General features: G+C 71.1%; 12 protein-coding genes and 1 pseudogene. 6 read left to right on the forward strand and 7 right to left on the reverse strand.

The features are described 5' to 3' along the window. The first annotated feature begins 44 nt into the window (after positions 1-44). From ACIRQ7_RS20010 to recX, 4 genes are all read left to right on the forward strand, one after another. Positions 45-239 carry a DUF3046 domain-containing protein gene (locus tag ACIRQ7_RS20010; RefSeq protein ID WP_404263975.1) on the forward strand — a complete coding sequence of 65 codons (195 nt, stop codon included), beginning with the start codon at positions 45-47 and terminating at the stop codon, positions 237-239. 225 nt (positions 240-464) lie between these two features. After that, positions 465-1,808: an AI-2E family transporter gene (locus ACIRQ7_RS20015; RefSeq protein ID WP_404264573.1), complete on the forward strand. Its 1,344-nt coding sequence runs from the start codon at positions 465-467 to the stop codon at positions 1,806-1,808. 308 nt (positions 1,809-2,116) lie between these two features. Continuing rightward, the gene (recA, locus tag ACIRQ7_RS20020) at positions 2,117-3,247 is read left to right on the forward strand and encodes a recombinase RecA (protein WP_401480134.1); all 1,131 of its coding nucleotides are present in this window, start codon (positions 2,117-2,119) and stop codon (positions 3,245-3,247) included. A 6-nt stretch (positions 3,248-3,253) separates the two neighbouring features. Then, complete coding sequence (gene recX, locus ACIRQ7_RS20025; RefSeq protein WP_404263977.1) at positions 3,254-3,898, forward strand: recombination regulator RecX; 645 nt, start codon at positions 3,254-3,256, stop codon at positions 3,896-3,898. Positions 3,899-4,416: 518 nt separating this feature from the next. Here recX and ACIRQ7_RS20030 read toward each other — a convergent pair. The 7 genes and pseudogenes from ACIRQ7_RS20030 to ACIRQ7_RS20060 form a co-directional block, all read right to left on the reverse strand. Next, a pseudogene (locus ACIRQ7_RS20030) lies at positions 4,417-4,785 on the reverse strand (rhodanese-like domain-containing protein); the annotation flags it as partial. A 227-nt stretch (positions 4,786-5,012) separates the two neighbouring features. After that, positions 5,013-5,600: a cysteine dioxygenase gene (locus ACIRQ7_RS20035; RefSeq protein WP_404263978.1), complete on the reverse strand. Its 588-nt coding sequence runs from the start codon at positions 5,598-5,600 to the stop codon at positions 5,013-5,015. A gap of 157 nt (positions 5,601-5,757) precedes the next feature. Next, positions 5,758-7,575, reverse strand: a complete 1,818-nt coding sequence (locus tag ACIRQ7_RS20040) for an FAD-dependent monooxygenase (protein ID WP_404263980.1) — start codon at positions 7,573-7,575, stop codon at positions 5,758-5,760. Positions 7,576-7,749: 174 nt separating this feature from the next. Beyond that, positions 7,750-8,685, reverse strand: coding sequence for an amino acid ABC transporter permease (locus tag ACIRQ7_RS20045; protein WP_404263981.1), 936 nt, complete (start codon positions 8,683-8,685; stop codon positions 7,750-7,752). A 73-nt stretch (positions 8,686-8,758) separates the two neighbouring features. Next, on the reverse strand, positions 8,759-9,406 hold the full coding sequence (locus ACIRQ7_RS20050) for an amino acid ABC transporter permease (protein ID WP_404263982.1): 648 nt from the start codon (positions 9,404-9,406) through the stop codon (positions 8,759-8,761). 130 nt (positions 9,407-9,536) lie between these two features. Next, the gene (locus ACIRQ7_RS20055; protein ID WP_404263984.1) at positions 9,537-10,445 is read right to left on the reverse strand and encodes a glutamate ABC transporter substrate-binding protein; all 909 of its coding nucleotides are present in this window, start codon (positions 10,443-10,445) and stop codon (positions 9,537-9,539) included. Between the two features lie 56 nt (positions 10,446-10,501). Further along, entirely contained in the window at positions 10,502-11,287 is a 786-nt protein-coding gene (locus tag ACIRQ7_RS20060) for an amino acid ABC transporter ATP-binding protein (RefSeq protein WP_401480158.1), read from the reverse strand. Positions 11,288-11,607: 320 nt separating this feature from the next. On the opposite strand from ACIRQ7_RS20060, the gene ACIRQ7_RS20065 reads away from it, so the two are divergent. Both ACIRQ7_RS20065 and ACIRQ7_RS20070 read left to right on the forward strand, forming a co-directional pair. Further along, complete coding sequence (locus ACIRQ7_RS20065) at positions 11,608-12,360, forward strand: response regulator transcription factor (RefSeq protein ID WP_401480161.1); 753 nt, start codon at positions 11,608-11,610, stop codon at positions 12,358-12,360. An 18-nt stretch (positions 12,361-12,378) separates the two neighbouring features. After that, positions 12,379-13,815, forward strand: coding sequence for a sensor histidine kinase (locus ACIRQ7_RS20070; protein WP_404263986.1), 1,437 nt, complete (start codon positions 12,379-12,381; stop codon positions 13,813-13,815). Positions 13,816-13,897: the final 82 nt, after the last annotated feature.

Here is a 13,897-nt window from a genome sequence, read left to right on the forward strand (position 1 = left end):
CCGCTCGCGCACGGCTGCCCTCCCAGGGCGGGATACTGGAGGGCATGCGGTTGACGGTTTTCTGGCAGCGGATGGCGGATCACTTCGGTGCGGCGTACGCCGACTCCTTCGCGCGCGACCATGTGATGTCCGACCTCGGCGGCCGGACCGTCCATGAGGCGCTGGACGCGGGGTGGAGCGCCAAAGAGGTGTGGCGGGTGGTCTGCTCGGCGATGGACGTGCCGTACGAGAGGCGCTGAGCGCGGCCCCGCACGGCGCGCCCGGCCCCTTCGCCCCGCGGCCCGGCGGGGCATCCGCCTGGTCCACCTGACGGGGTGACGACGCCCGGCAGGCGGGCATCGCTGATGGATGAGCGGGGCACGGCCGGGACTGTCAGTTCCGTGCGCGACACTTGCTCCGTGCCCGCGACAGATGAGATCACCAGCAACGACGACCCACGACCCGAGGACCGGGCCGACGCGCGGATGCCGCGCTGGCTGCCGCGCGCCATGGTGCTCGCGCTCGCCCTGGTGGCCTGCTTCCAGCTCGCCAGCTGGGGATTCCACCAGCTCATCACGCTGCTGCTGAACATCCTGATCGCGTTCTTCCTCGCCCTCGCCGTCGAACCGGCCGTCGACTGGATGGCGGCCCGCGGCATGCGGCGCGGGCTGGCCACCGGCGTGGTCTTCCTCGGCACCCTCGTCGCCGCGGCAGGGTTCTTCACCCTCCTCGGATCGATGCTGGCCGGCCAGATCGCCACCATGGTCGAGGAGTTCCCGCAGTATCTGGACTCCGTCATCAAGTGGGTCAACAGCACCTTCCACACCCACCTCTCCCGGCTGGAGGTGCAGAACAACCTCCTCAAGTCCGACTGGCTGCGCAAGTACGTCCAGGACAGCGCCAACAACGTCCTCGCCGTCTCCGCCACCGTCCTCGGGAGCCTGTTCAACCTCCTCACCGTGGCGCTGTTCTCGTTCTACTTCGCCGCCGACGGCCCCCGGCTGCGCCGCGCACTGTGCTCCGTCCTCCCGCCGAGGCGGCAGACGGAGGTGCTGCGGGCCTGGGAGATCGCGGTCGCCAAGACCGGCGGATATCTCTACTCGCGCGGCCTGATGGCCGTCATCTCCGGCATCGCGCACTACGTCCTGCTGGAGATCCTGGGGGTGCCGTACGCCCCCGCGCTGGGCATGTGGGTCGGTCTGGTCTCGCAGTTCATCCCGACGATCGGCACGTATCTGGCGGGCGCGCTGCCCATCCTGATCGCGTTCACCGTGAACCCCTGGTACGCGCTGTGGGTCTTCGGATTCGTCGTGGTCTACCAGCAGTTCGAGAACTACCTCCTGCAGCCCCGGATCACCGCCAAGACGGTGGACATCCATCCGGCCGTCGCCTTCGGGTCGGTCGTCGCCGGCACGGCCCTCATGGGCGTGGTCGGCGCGCTGATCGCGATCCCGGTGACCGCGACTCTGCAGGCGTTCCTGGGCGCGTACGTCAAGCGGTACGAGGTCACCGACGACCCCCGCGTCCACGGCGGGGGTCGCCGCAGGCGGGGCGCCCGGATGGTCGCGCGCTTCCGCCGCACCCTCCACGACGAGCAGCCTGCCTCCCCTCTGAAGGACTACAAGGAGTCCGAGGGCGGCGGCTCCCACCTGGATACGGGCGGCACGGACAGCACGGGCGGCACGGGCAGCACAGGCGGCACGGAGGACGCGGGCGGTGACACCGGCGCGGGTGACGTGGAGGGCGGGCGCCGGGGCGGGAGCGGAGAGGGCCGGGACGACCCGCGCGACGGCGGGGACGCTTCGGGAGGGGCCCCGGGCAGGCGGTGAGCCACGGCTCCTCCAGGGTGGCGGCGTCTCCCGTGTGATCGGTGCCGGCCGGGGTGCTGACCGGCCGGTGGCGGGGGCCGACCGGCCGGGCGGGCCGGCGCATCCGGACGCGCCCGCCGCGGTGCCGTGCTGGTGTGGTGCGCTTGACACCAAAATCGAACATCTATTCTCATGGGAGATCCGGCCTGTGTTTCCGGGCTTTTCGCGGAGTTATCCACAGGCCGGAGCCGGGTCCGGGCGCATTGTCAGTGGCAGGCGTTAGCGTCATGGACGTGAAGCGATCGACTCAAGCAAATCGGGTGGAACCCATGGCAGGCACTGACCGCGAGAAGGCGCTGGACGCCGCGCTCGCACAGATTGAACGGCAATTCGGCAAGGGCGCCGTGATGCGCATGGGGGAGCGCCCCAACGAACCCATCGAGGTCATCCCCACCGGATCGACCGCCCTTGACGTGGCGCTCGGCGTCGGCGGCATCCCGCGCGGCCGCGTCGTCGAGGTCTACGGCCCGGAATCCTCCGGTAAGACGACCCTGACCCTGCACGCGGTGGCGAACGCCCAGAAGGCCGGCGGCTCCGTGGCGTTCATCGACGCCGAGCACGCACTCGACCCCGAGTACGCCAAGAAGCTCGGCGTGGACACGGACGCCCTGATCCTGTCCCAGCCGGACAACGGCGAACAGGCGCTGGAGATCACGGACATGCTGGTCCGCTCCGGTGCGCTCGACCTCATCGTGATCGACTCCGTCGCCGCCCTGGTGCCGCGGGCGGAGATCGAGGGCGAGATGGGCGACTCCCACGTCGGCCTCCAGGCCCGGCTGATGAGCCAGGCCCTGCGCAAGATCACCAGCGCGCTCAACCAGTCCAAGACCACCGCGATCTTCATCAACCAGCTCCGCGAGAAGATCGGCGTGATGTTCGGCTCGCCCGAGACCACCACCGGTGGCCGCGCGCTGAAGTTCTACGCCTCGGTGCGCCTCGACATCCGCCGCATCGAGACCCTCAAGGACGGCACGGACGCGGTCGGCAACCGCACCCGCGTCAAGGTCGTCAAGAACAAGGTCGCGCCGCCCTTCAAGCAGGCCGAGTTCGACATCCTCTACGGCCAGGGCATCAGCCGCGAGGGCGGCCTGATCGACATGGGCGTCGAGCACGGCTTCGTCCGCAAGTCCGGCGCCTGGTACACCTACGAGGGCGACCAGCTCGGCCAGGGCAAGGAGAACGCCCGCAACTTCCTCAAGGACAACCCGGACCTCGGCAACGAGATCGAGAAGAAGATCAAGGAGAAGCTGGGCGTCGGCGTGAAGCCGCAGGAGCCCACGGCGGAGCCCGGCGCGGACGCAGCGGGTCCGGTCGGGGCGGACGGAGAGCCGCCGAAGACGGTTCCGGCGCCGGCGGCCAAGAGCGCCAAGGGTTCCAAGGCCGCCGCGGCCAAGAGCTAGCCCGCCATGACACGGCGAACGGACTGGTCGGGCAGCGAGGACGTCACCAGCGGCGCTGCCGGCGAAGCCGAGGACCGTAGCGGCCGCAAGGGCCGTAAGAACGGCGGTGGTCCCACCTCGTCGAGGGCCGAGACGGGACCACCGCGTACGCCCGAGGAGCAGGCACGGGCCATCTGCCTGCGCCTGCTCACCGGTAGTCCGCGTACACGCAAGCAGCTCGGGGACGCCCTGCACCAGCGGGGCATCCCCGAGGAGGCGGCGGAGGAAGTGCTGTCCCGCTTCGAGGACGTCGGACTGATCGACGACGCGGCCTTCGCCGACGCCTGGGTGGAGTCCCGCCACCACGGCCGAGGCCTGGCCCGCCGGGCCCTGGCCCGAGAACTGCGTACCAAGGGCGTGGACTCCGCCGTGATCGACGTGGCCGTCAGCCGCCTCGACTCCGATCAGGAGGAGTCCACGGCCCGCGAACTGGTCGACCGCAAACTGCGCACGACCCGGGGCCTGGACCGCGAGAAACGCCTGCGCCGCCTGGCCTCGATGCTGGCCCGCAAGGGCTACTCGGAAGGGCTCGCCCTCCGCGTGGTCCGCCGGGCGCTGGAGGAGGAGGGCGAGGACCCGGAACTGCTGGATCATCACCTGCCGGACGTCTGACGCCGAGTGAGCTTCATGCCGGGAGCCGAGCCGGAGCCGGTAGTGGGAAGCGGAAGCCGGAAGCGGGGGCCGGAAGTGGGGGCGGGGGAGGACGAGGGTCGGGCGGGGGATTGACGCCTGGTGTCTGACGAGGCACGGCGTGGGGCGCGCGGTGCCTGGCGAGGCTTCATGCGGGTGGGCGACCGAGGGTGCCTTCGACGGCTTTGAGGGGTGCCTGCGCGGGGCGCCGGGTGCATGGCGTGGGGGCGCCGGGCGCATGACGTGGGGGCTTCAGGCGTGGGGGCTTCATGTGCCGGGGCAATGGGCCTATGGCACGCGCTTTGAGCTTGCGGGGTGGGGTGGGAGGGGTGGGGCGGGGGCCGGGGGGGGAAGCCCCCCATGACTGACCTCAAGCGCCCCGCCCACGCTCGCCCGGTCGCCCCGCCGCCCCCCAACAGTCAGCCCCGCCCGTGTACCCCGTCCCTGTCCCCGTCCCCGTCCCCGCCCGTGCTTTCGCCCGCGTTCCCGGCCGCGCTCCGCACCGGTAGGCCTGCCGTTCGCCAGGCCTGGAAGCCGCCGATGAGGTCGGTGGCGCGGTGCAGGCCCAGTTGGCGCAGCGATACTGCCGCGAGGCTGGAGGCGTATCCCTCGTTGCACACCACCACGACCGGCAGATCGTGGTGGGTCGCCTCCGGTGCGCGGTGGTCGCCCGTCGGGTCGAGGCGCCACTCCAGCTCGTTGCGTTCGACGATCAATGCGCCGGGGATCGTGCCGTCGCGCTCCCGCAGTTCCGCGTAGCGGATGTCCACCAGGAGCCCGCCGGCGGCCTGGGCGGCAGCGGCTTCCTGGGGGCCCACCCGCTCCAGTTCGCTCCGGGTCCGCTCCAGCAGCTCGTCAATGGCACTCATCGCACGGCCCCTTCACTTCCAGCTACCTGCTCGCTCCCACGCACCTGCTCGCTCCCACGCACCTGCTCGCTCCCACGCACCTGCTCGCTCCCACGCACCTGCTCGCTCCCACGCACCTGCTCGCTCCCACGCACCCGCTCGCTCCCACTCACCTCGCGCCCATCCCGGGCCCGTCCGGCACTCCGCCCCGCGCCCATCCCGCACTCCACCTCGCGCCCGCCCCGCGCTCACTCCCACTCGTCCGGGCTTTCGACCGCTTCGAGGCGCAGGAGCTGCCCGGTGCGGCTGTAGCGCCGCATCAGGGGCAGTGGCGGGTAATAGGCGTGCACGGATACCGCGTGGGTGTGCGGGGACGTGTTGAGCACCTGGTGGACGTGGTGCGGGCCGAACGCCCGGCCGCGGCCGCCGCTGAGCTTGCGCTCCCGGTCCACGTCGTCGGCGAGTTCCAAGGTTTTCCAGCCCTCGGTGGGGAGTTGGGCGGTGAGCGACTGTTCCGTCAGCTCGCCCGCGGCCGCGGCGAACGCGCCGCGCGAACCACCGTGGTCGTGCCAGCCGGTGCCGGTACCGGGCGGCCAGCCGATCAGCCAGGCCTCGCTGCCGCCCGGTCCGTCGAGCCGGATCCAGGTGCGGCCCTCGGGGTCGAGCGGGAGTGAGGCGATGAGCGTGGTGTCGGCGGCGGTGCGGTGGGCGAAGTCGAGGAGTGCGGAAGCGCTGGGGCCGGCTCGGGGGCCGGTTCCCTCGTCGGTGTTGCTGCCGGCTGCCCCGCCGTCAGGGCCTGCGGTGTGCGGGCGCGCGGGGGTACGTACGTCGGGCACGGGTGACCGTCCTGGGGATCGCGAAGAGGCGCGGCTGCCGGATGAAGGCACACGGCCGCGCGGGGGAGGGGATGCGGATCAGCAGGACGGACGACACATGCAGCTCGCATGGCGGACCAGGTCCAGATGGACCCTCCGCCAGAATCGCGAGCCTTGGTCAGTCACCCTCGGAGTGAAACACGGTGCTTCCCACAGGGTCAACAGAACCAACCGGATCATCGGGACCAACCGGGTCAACCGGCGGAGGGATGCTCCCGCTGGTTCCGCTGGTTCCGCTGGTCCCGCCGGTCCCGTACGACCCGCCCCGTACCGCGTCCGCGCAGGCGTACAGCTCGTCGGGGCGGACGCCGGGCAGCGCCGCGACCAGGTGGCCGTCGGGGCGTACGACGAGGACGGTGTGCGCGGGCGCGCCCGGGTAGGCCTCGGTGACCAGGACCTCGGAGCGCATCGGCAGCGCGGAGACCGCGTCGGTCAGCTGCGGCATCAGACCCGCCGACTGCCAGTGCCGCTGTTCCCAGACCCCGGTGCCGGGCGCTACCAGCACCACGAGCAGTCCCTGCCCGAGGCGGTCGCGCAGCCGGACCTCGGCGCCGTCGCCCGCCGTCACCGCCACATCGGTGACCGGCGCACCCGGCCGCGTTCCGACCGGGGAGCCGGTGCCGTCGGCCGCGGCGAGCGGCGAGCGGGCGTACACGGGCGGTGCGCCCAGCGGGCCGCGGCCCAGGTGCCCGTCCGTGAGGAGGGTGCTCCGGCCGCCTGCCGCGCCCGGGACCAGGGTCCGCCAGCGGCCCGCGCCGCCGTCCCGCAGCAGCGGCAGGGCCTGGTCGGCGGCGCGCAGCCGGGCCGCGACCGAGCCCCGGCGTTCGGCCTGGTAGCTGTCCAGCAGGGTCTCTGATGCCCCCTGGTGCCAGGCCAGCGCCAGCTTCCACGCGAGGTTCTCGGCATCCCGCAGGCCTTCGTCCAGCCCCTGGGTGCCGAGCGCGCCCAGCAGGTGCGCGGCGTCCCCGGCGAGGAAGGCGCGGCCCTCCCGCCAGCGCCGCGCGAGCCGGTGGTGGACGGTGTGCACGCCGGTGTCGAGGAGGTCGTACGGCGGGACCTGGCGCCGGTGCCCGCGTCCGCGGGCGGGTGCCCCGCCGCGCTCGTCCGTGGCTCCCGAGAGCCCGGTGACGGCGTTGCCCCCGGTCTCCGGCGGCGCCGCTTCGCCGGTCCAGCCGGCCAGTGAGTCGCGGATCCGGGCGATCAGGGCGTCCGGGGTGACGAGGTCCCGTCCCGGTGGCAGCAGCCAGTCCAGCCGCCAGACGCCGTGGGCCATCGGCCGGGCGGAGACCTCGCTGCCGGGGCCGCCGGCGGGCCGGGCCGGTGAGCGGTGCAGCAGGGCCTCGCCGGGCCAGGGGAGTTCGGTGCGCAGTGCGGCGACCGCATGGCGTTCGACGGCCGTCCGGCCGGGGAAGCGGATGTCCAGCAGCTTGCGGACGGTGGAGCGCGGGCCGTCGCAGCCGACGAGGTAACTCCCGCGCCACCAGGTGCCGTTGGGGCCGCGGGTGTGGGCGCTGACGCCGTGCGGGTCCTGCTCCAGTTCGGCCAGCCGGCTGCCGGTGACGATCTGGGCGAGCTTCTGGTCGGCGAGGGCGGCACGCAGTGCGCGGGTCAGCGCGTGCTGGGGGAGGTGGACGGGGGAGGCGGTGGCGGCGGCCGCGCCCGGCCGGGGGTCGAAGGCGACGCGCTCCAGCAGCCGGCGGCGGCGCATCGTGCGCCAGGCCGTCCAGCGGGTGCCCTCGGTCTCCAGGGCGCCGGCGCAGCCGAGCCGGCCGGCGAAGGCTGCGGTGTCCTGGCGGAGCACGGCGGTGCGGGCGGGGCGGGTGTCCTCCTGGCCGTCGGTCTCGTCGAGCACGATGGAGGGTACGGCCAGTCGGGCGAGTGCGAGGGCGAGCGAGAGGCCGACCGGGCCGGCCCCGACGATGATCACCGGGTCCACGGCGTGACTCCCCGGGCCCGGTGGTGCTTACGGGACGTGCGGGAACTGGCAGTTGGAGCCCGGTGCGTGATCACACAGCGTATGCAACCCATTGCGGGCGCTCGCGTCAAGTGACGGAGGCGGCGGCACGGGTGCCGCCGCCTCCGGACGGTTCATCAAGGACCTGTCCGGCCGTCAGTTGTCCTTGCGGGCCGGGCCGCCGGGTGCCGCGTCGCCGGTTTCCAGGGCGTCGGTGGCCGCCACCGGCTCGCCGGCCTCGGCGACGCCGATACCGGTCTTCGCCCGCCGGCCGCGCCGCTCGATCCAGGTGGCCAGGGCGGACAGCGCCAGACACATCGCCACGTAGATGCTGCCGATGACGATGATGAACGGGATGTAGGTGTCCGCGCCGTTCACGATGGTGTTGTTGCTCATCAGACGGACGGTGTAGAGCAGCTCCTCGAACGTGATGATGTAGCCGAGGGAGGTGTCCTTCAGGGTCACCACGAGCTGGCTGATGATCGTCGGCAGCATGGCCCGGACGGCCTGCGGGATCAGCACCGTCGTCATGACCTGCGTCTTGCGCAGCCCCAGCGCGTACGCGGCCTCGCTCTGCCCCTTCGGGACGGAGTTGATGCCGGCCCGCAGCACCTCGGCCTGGACCGATCCGTTGTAGACCGTCAGTCCGATGACCAGCGCCCAGAACTGCGGCTGGCTGCCGGAGAGGCCGAAGGCGTCGCGGTTGCTGAGGAGGATCACCCACAGCGCGTAGACGGTGATCAGCAGCGGGACGGCGCGGAAGAGCTCGATGAACGAGGTCGCCAGCCACCGGACCGGCTTGTGGTCCGAGAGCCGTGCCACCGCGAGCAGCACGCCCAGGAGCAGGGACAGCACCGCGGCGACCGCGAAGACCTCAAGCGTCGTCAGCAGGCCGTTGCGGATGTTGTTCCGCACACCGGCGTAGTTGAAGATGTCCCACATCTCGGGCGCGAACTGGCCCTTGGCGTCCAGTCGCAGCACGACGAAGGCGATCAGCGCCACCACCGCGAGTGTGCCGACGACGGCGTAGACGCGGTTGCGTGCCTTCGACCTCGGCCCGGGTACGTCGTAGAGAACGCTGGCGCCGCTCATGCCCTTACCTCGCTTCGTTCCGCGCCGCATGCGCGTGACATCCAGGTCGTGCCGTTCCGCCTGTCGCGTCCGTTCATCGGGCGACCCCCATCCGGCGCTCCAGCAGACGGAAGAGGCCGCTGATCGCGAAGGTGATGAGGAGGTAGGCGAGTGCGACCCACAGGAAGATCCAGGCGATCGCGTAGCCCTTGTCGTTCAGCAGCTTGGAGACGTTGAACAGCTCCGGGTAGCTGAAGGCGCCGGCGATGGCCGAGTTCTTGGTGAGCGCGATGAAGATGCTGCTCAGCGGCGGCAGCACGGTGCGCGTGGCCTGCGGGAGAACGATCATCCGCAGGGTCTGGGCGAACGTCATGCCGATGCTGCGCGCGGCCTCGGCCTGTCCCAGCGGCACCGTGTTGATACCGGACCGCACCGCCTCGCACACGAACGACGAGGTGTAGAAGCCGAGCGCCAGGGTGGCCAGCACGTACGGGCTGAGGCCCGGGATGAGGATCCGCGGGACGACGAAGAAGGCGATCAGGAAGAGCAGCGTCAGGGGGGTGTTGCGCAGCAGTGTGACCCAGGCCGTCCCGAAGGCGCGCAGCGGCGGAATCGGCGAGACCCGGAACCCGGCTATGAGAACGCCGAATACCAGGGCGACCAGAGCACTTGACGCGGTGATCGCCAGGGTTCCGAGGAACCCGTCACGGAACTCGGGCAGATGATCGAGGAGTACGTTCATGGGGTCTCCGCGGTAGCGGTCGGGTCGACGGCGGGCAGGGGGTCAAAGCGGGGTGGGCAACAGCACGCCCCGTACGCCCGCCGCTGCGGGCGTACGGGGCGGCGTGTGGTCGAACAGGAACGCCGGAGCCTCAGTACCGCGGAAGCGGGGTCTCCGGGGCGACGTACTTCGAGCCCGACTTGCCGAGCGTGCCTTCGTACGCCTTCTGGTAGTCCTTGTTCGCGATGTGGTGCTCCAGCGCCTTGGTGATCGCCTCGCGCAGCGCCTTGTCGTCCTTGTTCAGGCCGACGCCGTAGGGCTCCTTGGTGAACGGCTTGTCCAGGACCTTGAGCTTCTTGGGACGCTGGGCCGCGAAGCCCTTGAGAATCGCGTCGTCGGTGGTGACCGCGTCGACCTGGTTGTCGAGCAGCTGCGTCACGCACTCCGAGTACTTCGACAGTTCGGTGGTGTCGGCGCCGTACTTCGCCTTCTTGATCTCCTGGAGCGGAGTGGAGCCGACGATCGAGCAGACCTTCTTGCCCTTGAGGGAGGTCGGGCCGGTGATGCCCTTCTCCTCCCGGCGCACCAGCAGGTCGGCGCCCGCGGTGTAGTACGGGCCCGCGAAGCCGACCTGCTTCTTGCGCTCGTCGTTGATCGTGTACGTACCGACGTAGTAGTCGATGTCGCCCTTGCTGATCGTCGTCTCACGGCTGTTGGAGTCGATCGGCTTGAACGTGATCTGGCTCTCGGTGAAACCGAGGTCGGCCGCGACCATCTTGGCGATCTCGATGTCGAAGCCGGAGTACTTGTTGTCCGTGTCGCGGAACCCCAGGTACGGCTGGTCGGCCTTGACCCCGATGACGATCTTCTTGGCCTTCTGCGCGTCCTTCAGGACCTGCGAGTCGACCTTGACGTTCTTGGCGGCCTTGTAGGTCCCCTTGAACACGTCGCCGCCGGCCGGCTTGTCGCCCGCCGTGCCCGACTCGCCGCCGCACGCCGTTGCCGTCGCCGCCAGAGCGAGCACCATCGCACCCGCAGCAGCCGTCTTACGCATCCTCATGGTGAACATCCTTTGGATCAACAAGTGTTGGCAGTCATCGTGGCCCAACCACGGCGTCAGTGATGAAGAATCTTCGACAAGAAGTCCTTCGCCCGGTCGCTGCGCGGGTTGTTGAAGAACTGGTTCGGCTCGGCTTCCTCGACGATGCGCCCGTCCGCCATGAAGACGACCCGGTTCGCCGCGGAGCGGGCGAAGCCCATCTCGTGCGTGACGACGACCATCGTCATGCCGTCCCGGGCGAGCTGCTGCATGACCTCCAGCACCTCGTTGATCATCTCCGGGTCCAGCGCGGAGGTCGGCTCGTCGAAGAGCATCACCTTCGGGTCCATGGCCAGCGCACGGGCGATCGCCACGCGCTGCTGCTGTCCGCCGGACAGCTGCGCGGGGTACTTGTCCGCCTGCGTGCCCACACCCACCCGGTCCAGCAGCGCACGGGCCTTCTTCGCGGCGGCCGCCCGGTCCGTCTTGCGGACCTTGGTCTGGCCCAGCATCACGTTCTCCAGCACCGTCTTGTGCGCGAAGAGGTTGAAGGACTGGAAGACCATGCCCACGTCGGCGCGCAGCCGCGCCAACTCCCGCCCCTCCTGCGGCAGCGGCCTGCCGTCGATGGTGATGCTGCCGGTGTCGATGGTCTCCAGGCGGTTGATCGTGCGGCAGAGCGTCGACTTGCCGGACCCCGAGGGGCCGATCACGACGACGACCTCGCCGCGGCGGATCGTCAGGTCGATGTCCTGGAGCACGTGCAGCGCGCCGAAGTGCTTGTTCACGTGGTCCAGCACGACCAGCTCGTCGCCTGCCGGTGCGGGACCCTCGGCGTTCTTGGTCACCGATACTTCGCTCATCGGCGGTAGCTCCGTCCTCCTCGGTTGGGAGGACCCTAGTAATGCGCTGCGACCAGCGTCATTACATCTGAGGGAGAATTGAGCATAACGATCCGGCCGCAAAGGGACACTCTGTGTGAACGCGGACTTACGGGCGGTACGGTGCGGTGCGAAAGGCGGCGCGGTTCCGGCAGGCCCGGGGCGCCGTGCGGATGTCGTGGCGGCGTACCGGCTGGGTAACGGATGGCGGCCGGGAGGTGGCCGCCCCTTGACGCGCACACCCTCCATCGCCGTAGATGCCCTGTGGCCTGTACAAAAGCGCGCACCCGAGGAGGAGGCCGATGAGACTGCTGCTCGTCGAGGACGACGACCATGTCGCGGCGGCCCTGTCCCTGGTGCTGGCCAAGCACGGCCTCTCCGTCGTGCACGCCCGCAACGGCGAGGAGGCGCTGCGGGCCCTGCTGCCCGCCGACGCCGAGCCGTTCGCCGTGGTCCTGCTCGACCTCGGGCTGCCCGACCAGGACGGCTTCGAGGTGTGCGGCCGGATCCGCAAGATCTGCGCCATCCCCGTCATCATGGTCACCGCTCGGGCCGATGTGCGCTCGCGCATCCACGGACTCAATCTCGGGGCCGACGACTATGTCGTCAAGCCCTACGACACCGGCGAACTGCTGGCCCGTATCCACGCGGTGAGCCGCCGCGGCGCGGCCGGCGGTGCCGATCAGCCGGCCGAGGAGGCCGCCCCCCAGGAGCCGCTGCGGCTCGGCACGGTCACCGTCGAACTCCCCACCCGCCAGGTGTCCGTGGACGGCACCGCGGTCCCGCTCACCCGCAAGGAGTTCGATCTGCTCGCCCTGCTCGCGCAGCGCCCCGGTGTGGTCTTCCGCCGGGAGCAGATCATCAGCGAGGTGTGGCGCACCAGCTGGGAGGGCACCGGCCGGACCCTGGAGGTGCACATCGCCTCGCTCCGCGCCAAGCTCCGCATGCCCGCGCTGATCGAGACGGTGCGCGGCGTCGGCTACCGCCTCGTCGCCCCGGCCGCCGGCACCCCCGCCGCGCCCGGCACCCGGCCGCCCGCGTCCCCGGCGCCCTGACCGCCCCGCCGCCCGCACGTGCGTACCCGACTCCTCCCGCTCCTCATCGTCCTCATGGCCGCTGTGCTGCTCGCGCTCGGCGTACCGCTCGGCGTGATCACCGCCGGCGTGGAGCAGCAGAAGGTGGTCGTCGACCGGATCGACGACGCCGCGCGGTTCGCCTCCCTCGCGCAGTTCGTCACCGCCCGCCCCGAAGGGCCCACGGCCGTCAAGAGCCCCGACGAGGGGGAACGGCGTGCCACCCTCGGCGCCGAACTGGAGCGCTATCACACCCTCTACGGCATCCGGGCCGGCGTCTTCTACCGCGACCACAGCCCGATGGCCGCGGCGCCCGCGTCCCTGACGGTGCCGCGCGACGGCGAGGGCCGGCAGGCCTTCAACGAGGCGCTGGCCGGCCGCCGCAGCCACGACCCGCACCAGATCTGGCCCTGGGACGACACCGGCCGCGTCCCGGTCGCCTCGCCGGTCATCCGCGACGGGGATGTCGTCGCCGTCGTCGTCACCGACTCGCCCACGGACCGGATGCGCGCGCACATCCTGCACGACTGGCTCTTCATCGCGGCCGGTGAGTGCGTGGCGATGCTCGTCGCGGTCGGCGCGGCGATCCGGCTCACCGGCTGGGTGCTGCGGCCCGTACGGGTCCTCGACACGGCCAGTCACGACATCGCCACCGGGCGGATGAACTCCCGGGTCGCCGCCACCGCCGGCCCGCCCGAACTGCGCCGCCTGGCCCGCTCGTTCAACGAGATGGCCGACAACGTCGAGGACGTCCTGGAACAACAGCGTGCCTTCGTCGCCGACGCCTCCCACCAACTGCGCAACCCGCTCGCCGCGCTGCTGCTGCGTATCGAGCTGCTGGCCCTCGAACTCCCCGACGGCAACGAGGAGATCGCGTCGGTGCGCACCGAGGGCAAACGGCTCGCCCGCGTCCTGGACGACCTCCTCGACCTCGCGCTCGCCGAACACGCCGCTGCCGACCTCCAGCTCACCGACGTCGCCGCACTCGCCGCCGAACGCGTCGACTCCTGGCGGCCGCTGGCCGACAGTAAGGGCGTCCGGCTGACGTACGAGGGGGCCGGGGCCGTCACCGGGTGGGCCGACCCGATAGCCCTCTCCAGCGCGCTGGACGCCGTCGTCGACAACGCCCTGAAGTTCACCCCGCCCGACGAACCGGTCACCGTGGCGGTCGTACGGGACGGCGAGAGCGTCACCATCACCGTCGCCGACCGCGGCCCCGGCCTGGCCGACGACGAGCTCACCAGGATCGGTGACCGCTTCTGGCGCAGCAGCCGCCACCAGAACGTCTCCGGCTCCGGGCTCGGCCTGTCGATCACCCGCATCCTGCTCGCCGCGGGCGGCGGCGCCATTTCCTACGCGCCCCATCCGCCGCACGGCCTCCGGGTGACGGTCACCGTGCCGCGCACCGCGCCGTCGGCTGCTCCTGTGCTACCGTAAACAACGTTGCAGTTGTGGTACCCATGAACGTTGTGTGCGCCCGGAGGCTTGTAGCCCCGGGCGTTCATTGTTTTCCGGACCT

This window comes from Streptomyces sp. NPDC101393 (assembly GCF_044767385.1).
Lineage (GTDB): Bacteria > Actinomycetota > Actinomycetes > Streptomycetales > Streptomycetaceae > Streptomyces.